Here is a 16,690-nt window from a genome sequence, read left to right as displayed (position 1 = left end):
TTCCCATACCGAACACGGAAGTTAAGCTCTTCAGCGCCAATGGTAGTTGGGGGTTTCCCCCTGCAAGAGTAGGACGTCGCCGGGCAATGAAGAAAAAGCAGCTGAGAGGCTGCTTTTTTTGTGTTTTCTGGAGGAGAAGGTGGCGAGGTATGGGAGTCTAGCCGAGCGAGCGCTCAGTCATACTTAAGAACAAAGAAATAAACCCTTTAATTTGCCAGGCTGTCGCCTGGATATTCGACAAGATCAAGAAACCAGCGAAAATCACCCCATCGGAGCAGAATTGAACTAAAAAAATGATTCAAATTGTCTTTTTATCAATAATTAAAAGGCAAAGTCCTCGTGAAAGGGAACAAATGGAGTAAAAATGGGGGAAATCACCGGCATTTCGACCGCGCTAATGGGTCTATGCGCGAGAAGTGTTTGTTTATGAACCATTCGGGCTGCCTTATGCGCGAAACCAATTTGCCTATGCGCCGTCCAGGAAGGTTTATGCGCCAAAGTCCCCTTCTTATGCGCCAGCGCTCATTTTTGCCCCCATGATCATCTCGATTGAGCGCTCAGTCAACGCGCCAAAGACCAAAACCCTTCAATTTGCCAGGCTATCGCCTGGATATTCGGCAAGATCAAGAGATCAGCGAAAATCACCCCATCGGAGCAGATTTGAACTTATAAATGCTTCAAATTGTCCTTTTATCAATAATTAAGAGACAAACTCATCCTGAAAGGGAACAAAAGAAGTAAAAAGCGGGGAAAATCATCGGAAATTCGCCCGCGCTAATTGGTCTATGCGCGAGAAAGGCTTGTCTATGAACCATTCAGGCTCCCTAATGCGCGAAACCAATTTGCCTATGCGCCGTCCAGGATGGTTTATGCGCGAAAGTCCCCTTCTTATGCGCCAGTGCTCATTTTTGCCCCCATGATCATCTCGATTGAGCGCTCAGTCAATGCAGTCAACGCACCCAAGACCAAAACCTTTCAATTTGCCAGGCTGTCGCCTGGAATATTAGGCAAGATCAAGAGAAGAGAAAAATCCCTCCATAGCAGCAATTGCAAAACCCCCATCCATTCACCATCCTACAAGACCATAAGTAAAACAAAGCAGCCACCCAACTGCTTCACTCTCCATAATTATCATCTCTATCCAACTCTCTTCAAAGCGCATCCTCAACACACCTCAAATAATCCGATATTAATAACGGAATCTTATTCTGGGATATCGATAAAAACTTTGTAATTAACGGGAAATCCTGATTAGGAGTATGTTTGATCAATTCACTCCACCACTCAGTTTCGTATCTGGCAATCATGCTTAGGTTATAGAGTAAAGCATAGTAAATGATTAGTTCAGATAGGGTATCATCTTCAGACTGTTCGCGGGAAAGACATAATGTATCGGTGTAGATGTCATATCGAAAAGGGGCAAAGAATGGAACCAGGGAAGGGGTATTGAACCGAAAAGCTAATTCACGGTCTTGCAGCCACTGGATGCCATTGTTTTTACTGGACAGATACTCTTTAAATTTGCTATCGGCCATTTTAAATTGACCAGGTAAATTCGAAGGCAGCTGATATGCCTCATCAGATTTTGCCAACCTATAAAAGTTCTCTGCTCCTCTGATAAATTTAAATGCTTCATCAAGCTCTGGTATTTCCTTTAGCAAATTCCCCATCACCAATTTATCTCCTTCCAAATGTTTCACGTGGAACATTTGGTGGGAAAAGTGAGAGAAAAGACCATTTTTTTGGATTTTGACTTCATCCTGAAAGAAAAAGTAATTCCTCTTTTTTCGTTTTCTTGAGGAAAGTCCATGGGCAAGGACGCCGGTTGTCGCTGGGTAGAAGGGGTCGACTGTCAGCAGGCAGGCTTTGATGAGATTGACCAGTCCGTAAAACAATAAAATCGGTTTTATATAAATGGGGGATTGTTCTGCCTGGTCTACATATAATCGGCCATGTTCCAAATAATAAATGAAGGAATAGGAATTATTATAGCTTTGTGCATCGGCTTGATCTAATTGGGCCTTTTCATAGCATTTTGATAGGAAGCGCTGAGAGTGGACGGAAGATTGGAAATTCGTTAAATAATCCCACCTTGTTGTATGTTCATTCACTATTTTAAACCTCCGAATAAATTGAAAAATCTAAAATATTTCTATTGCCTTGACAGTATTTTAACCAATTGATAACCTACTAATAATATTTTCGGACCAGGAGGGAAAAGAAAATGTGGGAAACTAAATTTGCAAAAGAAGGATTAACCTTTGATGATGTCTTATTAATGCCTGCTAAATCAGAAGTATTGCCGCGTGATGTTGATTTAAGTGTAGCTTTGACAGATACGTTGAAGTTGAACATCCCGATCATCAGTGCAGGGATGGATACGGTAACAGAGGCCGAGATGGCGATTTCTATGGCACGCCAGGGTGGACTTGGAGTCATTCATAAGAATATGAGTGTTGAACAGCAAGCTGAACAGGTGGATAAAGTAAAGCGTTCAGAAAGCGGCGTTATTACAGATCCTTTCTTTTTAACTCCTGAGCATCAAGTATTTGATGCTGAACATTTAATGGGGAAATATCGCATTTCCGGCGTTCCGATCGTCGATAATCAAGACCAACAGAAATTGGTAGGGATTCTTACCAACCGCGATCTTCGATTCATTCAGGATTATTCGATCCCGATTGAAGAGGTTATGACAAAAGCAAATTTAGTGACAGCACCAGTAGGCACCACTTTGTTGGATGCTGAAAAGATCCTCCAGAAATATAAAATAGAGAAATTGCCGATTGTCGATAATGATGGAGTGTTAAAAGGACTCATCACCATTAAAGACATCGAAAAGGTCATTGAGTTTCCGAACTCTGCTAAGGACAGTCAAGGACGTCTTCTTGTCGGAGCTGCTGTCGGTGTGACAAAGGATACCATGAAGCGTGTCGAGATGCTTGTGAAAGCGAATGTGGATGCCATTGTTGTAGATACAGCCCATGGACATTCCAAAGGCGTTCTGGATACTGTCAGTGAGATTAGAGCAGCCTATCCGGAACTGAATATCATTGCAGGAAACGTTGCGACTCCAGAAGCTACAAGAGATTTAATTGCAGCTGGAGCAGACGTTGTAAAAGTAGGAATCGGGCCAGGCTCCATTTGTACTACCCGTGTTGTTGCCGGAGTAGGGGTTCCTCAGATCACAGCTGTCTATGATTGTGCGAGTGAAGCACGCAAGCTTGGCAAAGCAGTCATTGCCGATGGCGGAATCAAGTATTCAGGTGATGTAGTGAAAGCATTGGCTGCAGGCGGACATGTTGTCATGCTCGGAAGCTTGTTAGCCGGTACTTCTGAAAGTCCAGGGGATACAGAAATCTTCCAAGGCAGACGTTTTAAAGTATACAGAGGAATGGGTTCTGTCGGAGCGATGGAACAAGGTTCTAAAGATCGATACTTCCAGGAAGATGCGAAGAAGTTTGTTCCTGAAGGGATTGAAGGACGACTTCCATATAAAGGACCATTGTCTGATACGATCTACCAGCTGATTGGCGGTTTGCGTTCAGGAATGGGCTACTGTGGTACGAAAAACCTTCAAGAGCTCAGAGAAAATGCACAGTTTATCAAAATGACGGGTGCCGGCCTTCGTGAAAGCCATCCGCATGATGTACAAATCACGAAAGAAGCACCAAATTACTCATTATCTTAATAAATGTGGCAGGAAAGTGACCGAATAGTACTTTCCTGCCATTTTTTGTTGTCGTTTAGGTACATAAGCTGTCTACTCAACGCTAATTAACTATGTTAAAATAGCGGAAGTGCATTTAATGAGTTGGAGGGTAAAAAAGTGAAAAGAATCATGTTTCAAAAGACTTTTGTTTGTCTAATGGTTTTAATAATGGCATTGGGCCTAGTCCAAAAGCCGGCGGATGCTGCTAGTGCTGCCATCAATGTGAATGCAGATGCAGCCATCCTTGTTGAAGCAAGCACCGGTAAAATCCTTTTTGAAAAAAATGCTGATACTTCCCTTGGAATCGCAAGTATGACGAAAATGATGACTGAGTACTTGCTGCTTGAAGCTATTAAAGAAGGAAAAGTAAAATGGGACCAAAAGTATACGGTATCCGCGGATATCTCCGGTTTGTCCCATAACACGTCCCTTAGTAATGTCCCTTTGAGAAACGGCGGACAATATAACATTGAGGACTTATATCATGCTATGGCGATCGAATCTGCGAACGCAGCTGCTATTGCAATCGGTCAAATCATCGGCGGAACAAATGAAAATTTCGTCAAGATGATGAACGACAAAGCAAAAGAGCTTGGAATGAAAAACTATAAATTCGTAAATGCCACTGGTTTGAACAATCGCGACTACAAAGGACCAGGGTATGACTTGGCGATTGTAGGCGGTCCGGAAGATGAGAATGTCATGTCAGCGAAAGATGTAGCGACGTTAGCATACCGCTTGATCAATGACTATCCGGAAGTATTGGAAACTTCCAGTGTACCTACTATGAAGTTTGCTGAAGGTACGGAAGATGAATTCAAAATGAATAACTGGATCAAGATGCTCGATCCAAATTCAAAAGTTTACTATGAAGGATTAGATGGTCTGAAAACAGGTACAACTGATCTTGCAGGCCCTTGTTTTACTGGGACAGCGGAACGAAACGGCAACCGCTTCATTTCAGTCGTCATGAATGTGAAACATGATCCAACTGTTGATTCTTATACTGCCCGATTCAATGAAACTGAAAAAATCATGAACTATGCTTTCTCAAACTTCTCCATTAAAGAAGTCCTTCCGAAAAATGGCGTTTTAAAAAGCAATAAAACAATCCCTGTGGATAAAGGGAAAGAAAAATCCGTAAAGATCCAAACGAATAAACCGTTGAAAATTGTTGTCGAAAATGGCAAAGAAAATCAATATAAGCCGAAAGTTGTCTTGGATAAGAAAAAATTGACGAAAGACGGCAAACTGACTGCACCTGTTAAAAAAGGTGAAGAGGTTGGCTATATTAAGGTTGATTCTAAAGAGAAAAATGATCTTGGGTACCTTCCGAATACAGGAAAGTCCGATGCGAAAGTGTCCATGGTGACAAAAGATGCAGTGGAAAAAGCGAACTGGTTTGTGCTTTCCATGCGTGCAATCGGAGGATTCTTCGGAGATATCTGGCATGGGATCACATCCACAATCAAAGGCTGGTTCTAATCTTTGAAGTTGTAATATGAAAGTAAAGCCTATATATTGAAAAAAGCCTATCTGTCTTGACAGAAGGCTTTTTTTATTGTTTATTTAGCTTTGTGGGGAATCATAATTCCTAGTGTTTTAGTCATATTTTTGGAAGGCAGGATTATTTCTGCGCTTACATATAAAAAGGGGGACGAACAGAATGAAAACAGGTACTGACCGTGTTAAAAGAGGGATGGCAGAAATGCAAAAAGGCGGCGTCATCATGGACGTTGTCAATGCTGAACAAGCGAAAATTGCAGAGGAAGCAGGCGCTGTAGCCGTTATGGCATTAGAGCGTGTGCCATCTGATATCCGTGCAGCTGGCGGAGTGGCACGGATGGCTGATCCGAGAATTGTTGAGGAAGTAATGGGAGCAGTAACGATTCCGGTTATGGCAAAAGCACGCATCGGCCATATCGTTGAAGCACGTGTTCTGGAAGCAATGGGAGTGGACTATCTTGATGAAAGTGAAGTTTTAACACCTGCTGATGAAGAGTTTCACTTGAATAAAAAAGATTTCACTGTTCCATTTGTCTGCGGATGCCGCGATCTTGGTGAAGCAGCACGCCGCATCGGAGAAGGCGCCTCTATGCTTCGTACAAAAGGTGAGCCCGGTACAGGAAACATTGTTGAAGCTGTTCGTCATATGCGAAAAGTGAATGCCCAAGTCCGTAAAGTGGTCAGCATGAATGAAGATGAATTGATGACAGAAGCTAAACTTCTTGGGGCTCCATATGAAATCCTTCTTGAAATCAAGCGTCATGGCCGTTTACCTGTCGTTAATTTTGCAGCCGGAGGTATTGCAACCCCTGCAGATGCAGCGCTCATGATGGAGCTTGGGGCTGACGGAGTTTTCGTAGGATCCGGAATCTTCAAGTCTGAGAACCCTGCAAAGTTTGCGAGAGCCATTGTAGAGGCTACCACTCATTATCAGGATTATAAGTTGATCGCAGAGCTGTCAAAAGATTTAGGGGTAGCGATGAAGGGGATTGAAATCTCCACATTAAAACCTGAAATGCGCATGCAGGAACGCGGCTGGTAAGGAGTGGATCAGTAATGGTGAAAATCGGTATATTGGGCCTTCAGGGAGCTGTGAGAGAACATGTCCGCTCCATTGAGGAGTCAGGTGCAGAAGCTGCTGTCATTAAAAAAGTGGAGCAGCTGAGTGAAGTGGATGGACTGATCATCCCTGGCGGTGAAAGTACGGCCATAAGGAAGCTGATTGATAAATACGGCTTCATGGATCATCTAAAAGAGTTTGCTAAACAAGGCAAGCCGATGTTCGGAACATGCGCCGGTTTGATTCTTTTGGCAAAACATATCGTGGATTATAAAGAGCCGCATATCGGTGTCATGGATATCACGGTTGAACGAAACTCTTTCGGGCGCCAAAAGGAAAGCTTTGAAGCAGACCTTGCCATTGCGGGAGTGGCAGACGATTTCACTGCGGTCTTCATCCGAGCTCCGCATATCGTAAAAGCAGGAGAAAACGTGGAGATTTTAGCTAAATATGAAGAGCGGATCGTCGCAGCAAGAGAAGGTCAATTTTTAGGATGTTCTTTTCATCCTGAATTGACTGATGATCACCGCCTGACTCAATACTTCGTCAATATGGTCGAAGAGGCGAAATCAAAACAATTTGCATAAAATGGTTGAAATTGCTCCATAATTATAGTAAATTAATGTATAAATTTTAATAAGCAAAACGTTGATAGGAAACAGTAGCAGGTTTTTGTTCTAAAAGAGAGTCGGTGGCTGGTGGAAACCGATGGACAATACTTGTGAATCCGTCCTTGAGTAAAGTGCTGAACAAGGCTTTTGCCAGTAGGTGCTTTCGGTTAAAAACCGTTATGGATGCAAGAGGAAAGCAGGGAAATTTCCTGTTTTCAATTAGGGTGGCAACGCGGGTAGCTCTCGTCCCTTTCCAGGGGATGAGGGCTTTTTTGTTGTCAAAAAACAATTAGGAGGAAAAAAGATGCTGGATATTAAATACTTAAGAGCTCATTTTGACGAAGTGAAAGAAATGCTGCAGCACCGCGGGGAGGACTTAACAGACTTCGGTAAATTTGAAGAATTGGATCATAAGCGCCGTGAATTAATTGTGAAAACAGAAGAGCTGAAAAGCAGAAGAAATGAGGTTTCTCAACAAATTGCCCAATTAAAGAGGGAAAAGCAGGATGCTGAAGCATTGATCATCGAGATGAAGGATGTCGGGGCAGAAATCAAAGGATTGGATGACCAATTGCGTACGGTGGAAGAAGAGTTGAATCATCTTCTTTTATCCATTCCAAATATCCCGCATGAAAGCACGCCAATTGGCGCAACGGAAGATGATAATGTAGAAGTCCGCAAGTGGGGAGAGCTTCCTGGTTTTTCTTTTGAGCCAAAGCCGCACTGGGATCTTGCAACAGATCTTGGGATTCTTGATTTTGAACGTGCCGGCAAAGTAACAGGCAGCCGCTTCGTGTTCTATAAAGGACTTGGCGCAAGGTTAGAGCGTGCATTGATGAACTTCATGCTCGACCTTCATATTGAAGAGCACGGCTATCAGGAAGTCATCCCTCCGTATATGGTAAACCGTACAAGCATGATAGGCACTGGCCAGCTTCCTAAGTTTGAAGAGGATGCCTTCTTAATCGAAAGCGAAGATTATTTCTTGATTCCAACAGCAGAAGTACCGGTAACGAACCTGCACCGCGATGAAATTTTGAATGGTGAGCAGCTGCCGATCAACTATGCGGCATACAGTGCATGCTTCCGCTCTGAGGCAGGATCTGCAGGCCGTGATACTCGCGGACTCATCCGTCAGCATCAATTCAACAAAGTAGAGCTTGTGAAGTTTGTTAAACCGGAGGATTCTTATGCTGAACTTGAAAAGCTGACAGGCCATGCGGAAAAAATTCTTCAGCTCTTGGGCCTTCCTTACCGTGTCTTGAGCATGTGTACAGCTGATTTAGGCTTCACAGCAGCGAAGAAATACGATATTGAAGTATGGATTCCCAGCTATGACAGCTATCGTGAAATCTCTTCTTGCAGTAACTTTGAAAGCTTCCAGGCACGTCGCGCAAATATTCGCTTCCGCAGAGAAATGAATGGCAAGCCTGAGCATGTCCATACATTGAATGGTTCTGGATTGGCGATCGGGCGTACAGTTGCGGCGATCCTCGAGAACTATCAGCAAGAGGATGGAACGATTGTTATACCTGAGGTTTTACGTCCATACATGGGCAACAAGGAAGTTATTAAGTAATAGGTAATGGCTAATGGGGAAGAGGTTTCTCTTCCCAAAAATAATTTTAATATAATTAGTTGACAGGGGATTGAATACATGTTATTCTAGTTCTTGTCGATACGGAGGAATACCCAAGTCCGGCTGAAGGGATCGGTCTTGAAAACCGACAGGCGGGTTACACCGCGCGGGGGTTCGAATCCCTCTTCCTCCGCCATTGATTTAAAAACAACCATAGCGCATAAATTGGAGATGTTTGAACCCACTGCTTCCGGCAGTGGGTTTTTTGTATTAATCGAGGGCTGCAGTCAGGATTGCAGCTCTTTTTATATCACCTGATGTCTGTCCAATCAACATCGATGTTTAACAAAGCTTTCTGAAACAAAAAAAGCTGCCTTCCTTGTTAAAGGAAAACAGCTGTATCAATCATTATTTTTTCAAAGCCTGCGTCTGCTTCATGAAGTATCCGATTCGTTCAATGATCGGCTCGATCGAAGCTTCGTCATTCATTAAATCGTATTCGTTGATATTCAGGCGTAGGACTGGGCACGCATTGAAGGAATTGACCCAGTTCTCGTAGCGCAGGTGCATTTCTCTCCAATATTCCACAGGCGTCTGCTGCTCCATTGGACGGCCCCTTAAGCGGATGCGGTCCAATACATCGTCAATGGACCCTTCCAGATAGATGAGCAAATCCGGATGAGGGAAATAAGGAGTCATGACCATTGCATCGAACAGACTCTTATACGTATCATAGTCAATTTCAGACATGTTGCCTTTTTCGTAGTGCATTTTGGCAAAGATGCCCGTATCTTCATAGATGGAGCGGTCTTGGATGAACCCGCCTCCGTATTCAAAGATCCTCTTTTGCTCTTTGAAGCGCTCTGCTAAAAAGTAAATCTGCAAATGAAAGCTCCAGCGCTTAAAATCGTGATAGAACTTGTCCAGATATGGATTGGTATCGACTTTCTCGAAAGAAGTGCGGAAGCCAAGCGCATTGGCCAACGAATTGGTCATCGTGGACTTTCCTACACCAACTGTTCCGGCAATCGTGATGACTGCGTTAGAAGGAATTCCGTATTTATTGCGAAGATCCATTGTATTGTACTCCTTTATTGATTGTATTCGTTAATGTTTCCAGGATGGTATCTAAGTCGCCTTTATTTTTAACAAAGTCCATTTCGTCGCCGTTAAAACGAAGAACGGGTACATCCGGATACGTTTTTTCGAAATGATCCATGAATTGGTCATAATCGGATGAAAGCTGTTCAAGATAAAGCGGGCTGATTTTCTTTTCGAATTCCCGGCCTCGCATTTTGATCCTTGCCAGAAGCGTGTCCAGGCTGGCATTCAAATAAATGACGACGTTTGGACGAGGCATGTCACCAGTCAGGATGTTATAGATCTGCAAGTATTTCTCAGCTTGCACGTCTTGAAGGGTGCGCTGGGCAAAAATAAGGTTTTTGAATATGTGGTAATCGGCCACTACCGGCTTGTTTTGATTTAAGTAATGCTTCTGGATATCCTCTAGTTGCTTATAGCGGTTGCAGAGGAAAAACATTTCCGTTTGAAAGCTCCACTCATCAATATTCTCATAGAACTTGTCCAAAAATGGATTCTCGTCTACTATTTCTTTTAAAAAGTGCATATGAAAATGTTCGGAAATGGCTTTAGCGAGTGAAGTCTTGCCAATTCCGATCGGCCCTTCAACGGTGATGAAAGGTAATCGTTCCATCCGATGTCCTCCTCGGTTATCTATAATAAAATGATTTCATAAACGAACTAAGATAATTAGCGGCAAGTCATATTTTAACACAACATCCAATGGGCAGGGCATGGAAACTTTTAATTTTCCAGGCAATAAAAAAAGCTGCCTGATATCAGCAGCAGTTTTTCCACTCATCTTTTTACAACATCAAAATTTTCGACAATCAGCAGCCAGTTTTGTGGGAAGGATAGACCGAGCTTCCAGTAGCTCATCCCTCTGAGCTTCAATTCTTTTATTAGATCGAATTTCGCCTGTATGGACCTGGCGTCCTCGAACCAAACTTTATGTTTCTTCCCTTTTTCATCCTGATAGTCAAAGTGCGGCGCCTGATCCTTTTGGTCATAGGCGATGGGGACATTATATTTGGCTGCAAGCTGTATGGCCTGCTGCGGGCTGACCGCCTTTGCCGTATCCCTTCCAGGAACAAAAGGCAATGTCCAGTCATATCCATAGAGATTTTGCCCCATCAGAATTTTAGAAGGCGGGATTTCCGTCACAGCATAGTCGAGTACTTTTCGGACAGGCCCAATCGGCGAAATGGCCATTGGCGGACCGCCGCTGTATCCCCATTCATACGTCATGATCACCACAAAATCCACAATTTCCCCGTGCGCTTTGTAATCATGGGCTTCATACCATTTGCCTTTCTGTCCGGCAGATGTCTTTGGGGCGAGGGCAGTGGACATCAGCCAGCCTTCCTGAGAAAAGCGCTTCTTTGCCCGTCTTAGAAATTGGTTGTAGGCTTCCTTATCCTGCGGCCGTAAATATTCAAAGTCAAAATGGATATCCCGGAATCCGTATTTTTTGGCCGTGGCTACGATATTGTTTAAGAATTGCGTCTGGATATTTTGATTTGTCAGGAGGATGCGGCCCAATTCGTCGCTGAACTGTCCTTCTTCCTGATTGGTGATGACCATCATCATGACATTTTTATTTGCCTTGGCAATGGACGGAAGATTGCCGAGAGGGGGCTCTTCAAGGGAGCCGTCGCGTTTGGCCCGGAAGCTGAAAGGGGCCAGATAAGTCAAATAAGGAGCAGCTTCCCTGGCGCTGTCTTCCAGGTTTTTAGGCACGGTTTTGCCGAAAGGCTCTACATATCCATTGAACTCGGCTTTTTCTTTTTTGCCTGTTGGGATATACAGTCTGAATCCCGTTCTGAGCGGCTGGTTGGGACTGATATTATTGACCCTTGCCAGTTCTGCCAGCGGGATATTGAATTTCCTTGCAATTGAAAATAGGCTGTCGCCTGGCTGCACCCAATAGAAGCTTCCCGCAATCGGGATGACAAGCGTCTGTCCTACCACTAAATTACGGGGGTTCGGAACCTCATTGGCTTCAATGATATCCTGTGCAGTCGTTCCAAACGTCTGTGCAATGCTAAACAACGTTTCGTTTTGCCGTACCACATGTATCTGCATAGTTGATGCCTCCCTTGCCTGTAGTGTTCACTATAGACATTTTATGAGGGAGATTCGAATACATGCGGATTTACAAATATTGCTCCAAAATTATTTTGGATTCCTGTACGTTTGCCTGCAGCACGTTTTCCATCATTCTCAGTGCATACCGATTGTCCTCCTCAGCAACTGATGCCAGGCAGTCGGATGGGATAAAGAGCGTATATTCGCGCATATAGGCATCGTTCGCGCTGAAGAGCACGCAGATGTTGCCGGCAATTCCAGTCAAAATCAAGGATTTGACGCCGAGATGGTACAGCAGGGTATTAAGGGCAGTACCGTAAAAGGCAGAGTGCTTGGGCTTAATGAGAAAGTAGTCATCCGGCCCCGGCTTTAAATGGGATAAAATCATTTCGTTTTGATCATTCAGGCATTTTTGATAGATGGTTTCTAAATTCGCCTGCCATAGATTATAATGGTCATTAATATAGATAACCGGTATATTCTTTTCCTTGCATTGCTGCTTCAACCGGGAAAGGGGCTGTACGATCCTGGCTGTATGGCCGGCGAGGACTGCCCCGTGTTCAAAATCAAATGGATTGATGATATCGATGATCAGCAGCGCGTATTTCGGATTGGAATCCTTCAATTTTTCGCTCACACTCCTTTGTTGTTAGTGTGGGTTGAGTGGATGTATTTTATAAGGAGTTAATAATCGATATGGATTTTAATGATGAATATTATATGAAGAAAGCCATAGAAGAAGCAGAGAAAGCGAAAGCCCTGAATGAAGTCCCGATCGGTGCGGTCATTGTCAAAGATGGGGAAATCATCTCTTCTGCCTACAATTTAAGGGAAACCACCCAAAACGCTGTTACGCACGCCGAACTGATCGCCATTGAAAAGGCATGCGAGAAGCTTGGGACATGGAGGCTTGAAGGGGCAGAGCTGTATGTGACCCTTGAACCATGTCCGATGTGCAGCGGCGCCCTCATCCTTTCCAGAGTGGAACGTGTGGTCTACGGTGCGCCCGATCCTAAAGCCGGATGTGCAGGGACGCTGATGAACTTGTTGACGGATGAGAGATTCAATCATCAATGCCAAGTTGTAAGCGGGGTCCTGGAGGAAGAGTGCGGCGGCATGCTCACGGATTTCTTTAAAGAGCTGAGGAAAAGAAAAAAAGAAGAGAAGCGTTTGGCAAAATTGGGATTGGCTCCGGATGAAGGAATTGACATCCCATAACCATTGCTTTTTTCTGTAAGAGCTAGTATACTTATTTTGTGTCAGCGATGACGCAACTTAATATGGTATCAACTTTGCCGTGCTAGGCGGGGAAATAGCGGAGCCCTGTACTCGCAATCCGCTCCAGCGAGGCTGAATCCCTTCCCGAGGCTGGTTAACTGTAGGGTCTGCCTCAAGTAAGTGGTGTTGACGTCTGGGTCCTGCGCAATGAGAATCCATGAACCATGTCAGGTCCGGAAGGAAGCAGCATTAAGTGGTCCCTCTCATGTGCCGCAGGGCAGCCTGGGCCGAGCTAACTGCTTGGGTAACGCTTATGGTTGCCAGTCGACGGAAGGTGCACGGCAGTTATATACTTAAACAAAACTCATCTTAATCGGATGAGTTTTTTTGTCTTTGTAAAGTCGATTTTGAATGCGTTATAATGTAGAATGTATATAAATGATAGATGCAAGTTAAAGGAGGAGGGAATTGCATGAGTTATCAAGCTTTATATCGCGTCTTCAGACCGCAGTTTTTCCATGACGTCATTGGCCAGGGCCATGTGACGAAAACCCTTCAAAATGCCCTCCTGCAGCAAAAGATATCTCATGCTTATCTTTTTTCAGGTCCGAGGGGGACAGGGAAAACGAGTGCGGCAAAGATTCTCGCCAAAGCGGTGAACTGTGAGAAAGGGCCGACAGCAGAGCCTTGCAATGAGTGCGACTCATGCAAAGGCATTACGGACGGTTCGATTTCCGATGTCATCGAAATCGATGCAGCATCAAACAATGGCGTAGAAGAAATCCGCGATATACGCGACAAGGTAAAATTTGCACCGAGTTCCGTTCCATATAAGGTCTATATCATCGATGAGGTTCATATGCTTTCCATCGGGGCGTTCAACGCATTGCTGAAGACACTCGAAGAACCTCCGAAGCATGTCATTTTCATCCTGGCTACAACGGAGCCGCACAAGATTCCGCTGACGATCATTTCACGGTGCCAGCGCTTTGACTTCAAGCGGATCACGATTCAGGATATTGTCGGATGGATGAAGCATATTGCAGATGAAGCCTCTGTAGAAGCGGACGAAAAGGCCCTGCACATCATCGCCCGTGCAGCTGAAGGCGGGATGAGGGATGCACTCAGCCTCTTCGACCAGACCATTTCCTTCAGCCAAGGAAGTGTCACCCTTGATGATGCATTGACAGTGACAGGCTCCGTTGCGCAGTCCCACCTCAATAAATTGGCGAAAGCCGTGCATGAAAAGGACACAGCCACAGCCATCATGTCACTTGAAGAACTCATCTACCACGGAAAAGACCCTTCAAGATTTACGGAAGATTTCATCCTATATTTCAGGGATATGCTGCTTTATAAAACAGCCCCTAATTTGGAAGAGTCGCTCCAAAGGGTCCTGCTGGATGACGAATTTAAGTCACTTGCTGAAGAGATCCCGGCACATCAGATATATGAATATATCGATACCCTGAATAAAACCCAGCAGGAAATGAAATTCACCAACAACGCCAGGATCTATCTGGAGGTATCCCTTGTCAAGCTATGCCAAACATCTGCTCCTGCAGCTTCGGCAAGCTCGGACAGCGGCGATTACCAGGCACTCGTTGGAAAGATCACTGAGCTTGAAAATGAATTAAGGCAGCTGAAAGCACAAGGTCCAGTCCATACGCAGCCTGATGCGGGAAGCGTGCCTGCCAAAAAACAAGCACGCAGTACGAAAGGCTTCAGGGTACAGGCGGGAAAAATCCAAAAGGTCCTCAAAGAAGCAACCAGGGAAGATCTCAGTTCGATCAAGAGCCGCTGGGGAGATATGCTTGATATGCTAAACCAGCGTCAAATGCGGTCGCAGGCTGCCCTCTTAAACGATGCAGAACCTGCTGCGGCATCATCAGATGCATTCGTCCTTAAATTTAAATATGAAATCCATTGTCAAATGGCCATGGATAACCATATATTTTTACAAACGATCACTGCCATCCTTCAAGAGTTTACAGGGAACACCTATCAGCCGATTGGCGTCCCAGAAGAGCAGTGGATGAAAATAAGGGAAGACTTCATCCAGAATGGACAAGGAGAAGAAGGTTCTGAGGATGGGGCAGCCCCGGAAGAAGATCCGTTCATTGCTGAAGCAAGGAAATTGGTAGGAGCGGATTTACTGGAAGTAAAAGATTAATATTAAAATAACTGGAGGTAATGAATCATGCGTGGAATGGGAAATATGCAAAACATGATGAAACAGATGCAAAAAATGCAAAAGAAAATGGCAGAGGCTCAAGAAGAGCTTAACGCGAAGAAAATTACAGGGACTGCCGGCGGCGGCATGGTTACCGTAGTCATCTCTGGACAAAAAGAAATCCTGGAAGTGAATATTAAAGAAGAAGTAGTAGATCCAGACGATATCGAAATGCTGCAAGATTTGGTTCTAGCGGCTACAAATGATGCAATCAAACAAGTGGAAGAACTGACAAACCAAACGATGGGACAGTTTACTAAAGGATTGAACCTTCCAGGAATGTAGTAGGGGGAAATAAATAGAATGCATTATCCTGAACCAATATCCAAGCTGATCGACAGCTTCATGAAATTGCCAGGAATCGGGCCGAAAACAGCAGCCCGACTGGCATTTTTTGTATTAGGCATGAAAGAAGATACTGTCCTTGATTTCGCTAAAGCTCTTGTAGATGCCAAAAGGAACCTGGGCTACTGCTCCGTTTGCGGCCATATAACAGATCAAGATCCGTGCTACATCTGCGAGGACCAGAGAAGGGACCGCACTGTCATCTGTGTGGTGCAGGAACCAAAGGATGTCATCGCGATGGAGAAAATGAAGGAGTTCGGCGGTCTGTACCACGTTCTTCACGGATCTATCTCTCCAATGGACGGCATCGGGCCGGAAGACATCAATATCCCGGATCTGCTGAAGCGTCTGCAGGATGAAACCGTAGAAGAAGTCATCTTAGCAACCAACCCGAACATAGAAGGGGAAGCGACGGCTATGTACATATCCCGGCTGCTGAAGCCGTCAGGGATCAAAGTCACGCGCATCGCCCACGGACTACCGGTCGGCGGAGATCTGGAATACGCCGACGAAGTAACTTTATCCAAAGCATTAGAAGGTAGAAGAGAAGTTTAACACATACGAGGTGGCCTATCTTGTTTCGAAAAAAGGGGAAACTGCGGAAAGAATATAATCAAAAGCTGATTGACAGCATGGAGAAAGCGAAGCAGGATTGGTTCCAGCATCGCTCCCTGGTCAACTTAAGTGCAGATTATAATGAAGAGCTCATCTGCCAGACAAAATTGGCAGAAGCCAAGTATTTCTTTCTATTTAAAGAAGTAAAACATCGTAATATTGTCATGAAGTAAATAATCATCTCTCCTAAAGTTCTTTTTGGACAATCCCTTCATAGAATGGATACAAAGAGTAACTTGGGGGAGATTTTTTTGAGTCCAATTATCATTATTGCGGTATTATGCGGATTGATCCTGTTTTTGCTTGCTTCAGGGTCTGCGGCAAAACCTTTTAAATTTCTTGGAACAGCCTGCATTAAAATCATGATCGGCGCCTTATTCTTATTTTTCCTCAATGCTTTTGGAAGCAGGATCGGCCTTCATGTCCCAATCAATCTGGCCACCTCGTCTGTATCAGGGTTCTTAGGAATCCCTGGCATGCTGGGGCTGGCCGCACTGCAGCTCTGGATCCTTCCACATTAAGCAGAGTGTTTTAAAAGCAGCCATGGAAAAGGTCCATCAGAGAAGGTAAAAATCCTGTAGTTGAAACTTCGTTCCCTCCAGAGTGGATCCTGAGTACGGCGGGACACGTGAAATCCCGTCGG

General features: G+C 44.5%; 16 protein-coding genes, 1 tRNA gene, 1 rRNA gene, 1 other RNA gene and 1 other annotated feature. Of the genes, 14 read left to right on the top strand and 5 right to left on the bottom strand.

Features of this window, described 5'->3' with window-relative positions; translation table 11 throughout:
- Positions 1-85: ribosomal RNA gene (gene rrf / locus DFR59_RS19645) — 5S ribosomal RNA — on the top strand; the annotation flags it as partial.
- 1,066 nt (positions 86-1,151) lie between these two features.
- Here the strand turns inward: rrf and DFR59_RS19640 are convergent.
- On the bottom strand, positions 1,152-2,111 hold the full coding sequence (locus DFR59_RS19640; protein ID WP_245948542.1) for a YaaC family protein: 960 nt from the start codon (positions 2,109-2,111) through the stop codon (positions 1,152-1,154).
- Between the two features lie 113 nt (positions 2,112-2,224).
- On the opposite strand from DFR59_RS19640, the gene guaB reads away from it, so the two are divergent.
- From guaB to DFR59_RS19610, 6 genes are all read left to right on the top strand, one after another.
- The gene (gene guaB / locus DFR59_RS19635; RefSeq protein WP_114747361.1) at positions 2,225-3,691 is read left to right on the top strand and encodes an IMP dehydrogenase; all 1,467 of its coding nucleotides are present in this window, start codon (positions 2,225-2,227) and stop codon (positions 3,689-3,691) included.
- A 150-nt stretch (positions 3,692-3,841) separates the two neighbouring features.
- Positions 3,842-5,197, top strand: coding sequence for a serine hydrolase (locus DFR59_RS19630; protein WP_170137288.1), 1,356 nt, complete (start codon positions 3,842-3,844; stop codon positions 5,195-5,197).
- Positions 5,198-5,378: 181 nt separating this feature from the next.
- A complete protein-coding gene (gene pdxS / locus DFR59_RS19625) occupies positions 5,379-6,260 on the top strand; it encodes a pyridoxal 5'-phosphate synthase lyase subunit PdxS (RefSeq protein ID WP_114747359.1) in 882 nt (293 codons plus the stop codon).
- A 14-nt stretch (positions 6,261-6,274) separates the two neighbouring features.
- On the top strand, positions 6,275-6,865 hold the full coding sequence (pdxT, locus tag DFR59_RS19620; protein WP_114747358.1) for a pyridoxal 5'-phosphate synthase glutaminase subunit PdxT: 591 nt from the start codon (positions 6,275-6,277) through the stop codon (positions 6,863-6,865).
- A 52-nt stretch (positions 6,866-6,917) separates the two neighbouring features.
- Positions 6,918-7,143, top strand: a binding site (T-box leader).
- 50 nt (positions 7,144-7,193) lie between these two features.
- Positions 7,194-8,468, top strand: a complete 1,275-nt coding sequence (gene serS, locus DFR59_RS19615) for a serine--tRNA ligase (protein ID WP_114747357.1) — start codon at positions 7,194-7,196, stop codon at positions 8,466-8,468.
- A gap of 103 nt (positions 8,469-8,571) precedes the next feature.
- Positions 8,572-8,664, top strand: a tRNA-Ser gene (locus DFR59_RS19610).
- A gap of 212 nt (positions 8,665-8,876) precedes the next feature.
- Here DFR59_RS19610 and DFR59_RS19605 read toward each other — a convergent pair.
- From DFR59_RS19605 to DFR59_RS19590, 4 genes are all read right to left on the bottom strand, one after another.
- Positions 8,877-9,545 (bottom strand): deoxynucleoside kinase, encoded by a 669-nt coding sequence (locus tag DFR59_RS19605; RefSeq protein WP_114747356.1) that lies wholly within the window; start codon positions 9,543-9,545, stop codon positions 8,877-8,879.
- Complete coding sequence (locus tag DFR59_RS19600) at positions 9,529-10,182, bottom strand: deoxynucleoside kinase (protein ID WP_114747355.1); 654 nt, start codon at positions 10,180-10,182, stop codon at positions 9,529-9,531. The genes DFR59_RS19605 and DFR59_RS19600 overlap by 17 nt, the downstream gene beginning before the upstream one ends.
- A 164-nt stretch (positions 10,183-10,346) precedes the next feature.
- Complete coding sequence (locus DFR59_RS19595; protein WP_114747354.1) at positions 10,347-11,633, bottom strand: glycoside hydrolase family 18 protein; 1,287 nt, start codon at positions 11,631-11,633, stop codon at positions 10,347-10,349.
- 70 nt (positions 11,634-11,703) lie between these two features.
- Positions 11,704-12,273 carry a cysteine hydrolase family protein gene (locus DFR59_RS19590; protein WP_245948541.1) on the bottom strand — a complete coding sequence of 190 codons (570 nt, stop codon included), beginning with the start codon at positions 12,271-12,273 and terminating at the stop codon, positions 11,704-11,706.
- Positions 12,274-12,332: 59 nt separating this feature from the next.
- Between DFR59_RS19590 and tadA the strand changes: the two genes are divergently transcribed.
- From tadA to DFR59_RS19555, 7 genes are all read left to right on the top strand, one after another.
- Positions 12,333-12,854: a tRNA adenosine(34) deaminase TadA gene (gene tadA / locus DFR59_RS19585; protein WP_114747352.1), complete on the top strand. Its 522-nt coding sequence runs from the start codon at positions 12,333-12,335 to the stop codon at positions 12,852-12,854.
- A gap of 77 nt (positions 12,855-12,931) precedes the next feature.
- An RNA gene (ffs, locus tag DFR59_RS19580) (signal recognition particle sRNA large type) lies at positions 12,932-13,196 on the top strand.
- Positions 13,197-13,326: 130 nt separating this feature from the next.
- Entirely contained in the window at positions 13,327-15,027 is a 1,701-nt protein-coding gene (gene dnaX / locus DFR59_RS19575) for a DNA polymerase III subunit gamma/tau (protein ID WP_114747351.1), read from the top strand.
- A gap of 27 nt (positions 15,028-15,054) precedes the next feature.
- On the top strand, positions 15,055-15,372 hold the full coding sequence (locus DFR59_RS19570; RefSeq protein WP_114747350.1) for a YbaB/EbfC family nucleoid-associated protein: 318 nt from the start codon (positions 15,055-15,057) through the stop codon (positions 15,370-15,372).
- Positions 15,373-15,390: 18 nt separating this feature from the next.
- Positions 15,391-15,987: a recombination mediator RecR gene (recR, locus tag DFR59_RS19565; RefSeq protein WP_114747349.1), complete on the top strand. Its 597-nt coding sequence runs from the start codon at positions 15,391-15,393 to the stop codon at positions 15,985-15,987.
- Positions 15,988-16,004: 17 nt separating this feature from the next.
- On the top strand, positions 16,005-16,220 hold the full coding sequence (locus DFR59_RS19560; protein WP_114747348.1) for a YaaL family protein: 216 nt from the start codon (positions 16,005-16,007) through the stop codon (positions 16,218-16,220).
- A 78-nt stretch (positions 16,221-16,298) separates the two neighbouring features.
- Complete coding sequence (locus tag DFR59_RS19555) at positions 16,299-16,568, top strand: pro-sigmaK processing inhibitor BofA family protein (RefSeq protein WP_114747347.1); 270 nt, start codon at positions 16,299-16,301, stop codon at positions 16,566-16,568.
- Positions 16,569-16,690: the final 122 nt, after the last annotated feature.

The organism is Falsibacillus pallidus (genome assembly GCF_003350505.1).
In the GTDB taxonomy this organism is placed as follows: domain Bacteria; phylum Bacillota; class Bacilli; order Bacillales; family DSM-25281; genus Falsibacillus; species Falsibacillus pallidus.
This window is presented reverse-complemented; position numbering and strand designations above follow the sequence as displayed.

What these genes read in the sequence shown, in the direction of transcription:
- guaB (WP_114747361.1), top strand. Translation starts at nt 2,225, where the DNA reads ATGTGGGAAACTAAATTTGCAAAAGAAGGATTAACCTTTGATGATGTC.
- DFR59_RS19630 (WP_170137288.1), top strand. Translation starts at nt 3,842, where the DNA reads ATGTTTCAAAAGACTTTTGTTTGTCTAATGGTTTTAATAATGGCATTG.
- pdxS (WP_114747359.1), top strand. Translation starts at nt 5,379, where the DNA reads ATGAAAACAGGTACTGACCGTGTTAAAAGAGGGATGGCAGAAATGCAA.
- pdxT (WP_114747358.1), top strand. Translation starts at nt 6,275, where the DNA reads ATGGTGAAAATCGGTATATTGGGCCTTCAGGGAGCTGTGAGAGAACAT.
- serS (WP_114747357.1), top strand. Translation starts at nt 7,194, where the DNA reads ATGCTGGATATTAAATACTTAAGAGCTCATTTTGACGAAGTGAAAGAA.
- DFR59_RS19605 (WP_114747356.1), bottom strand. Translation starts at nt 9,545, where the DNA reads ATGGATCTTCGCAATAAATACGGAATTCCTTCTAACGCAGTCATCACG.
- DFR59_RS19600 (WP_114747355.1), bottom strand. Translation starts at nt 10,182, where the DNA reads ATGGAACGATTACCTTTCATCACCGTTGAAGGGCCGATCGGAATTGGC.
- DFR59_RS19595 (WP_114747354.1), bottom strand. Translation starts at nt 11,633, where the DNA reads ATGCAGATACATGTGGTACGGCAAAACGAAACGTTGTTTAGCATTGCA.
- tadA (WP_114747352.1), top strand. Translation starts at nt 12,333, where the DNA reads ATGGATTTTAATGATGAATATTATATGAAGAAAGCCATAGAAGAAGCA.
- dnaX (WP_114747351.1), top strand. Translation starts at nt 13,327, where the DNA reads ATGAGTTATCAAGCTTTATATCGCGTCTTCAGACCGCAGTTTTTCCAT.
- DFR59_RS19570 (WP_114747350.1), top strand. Translation starts at nt 15,055, where the DNA reads ATGCGTGGAATGGGAAATATGCAAAACATGATGAAACAGATGCAAAAA.
- recR (WP_114747349.1), top strand. Translation starts at nt 15,391, where the DNA reads ATGCATTATCCTGAACCAATATCCAAGCTGATCGACAGCTTCATGAAA.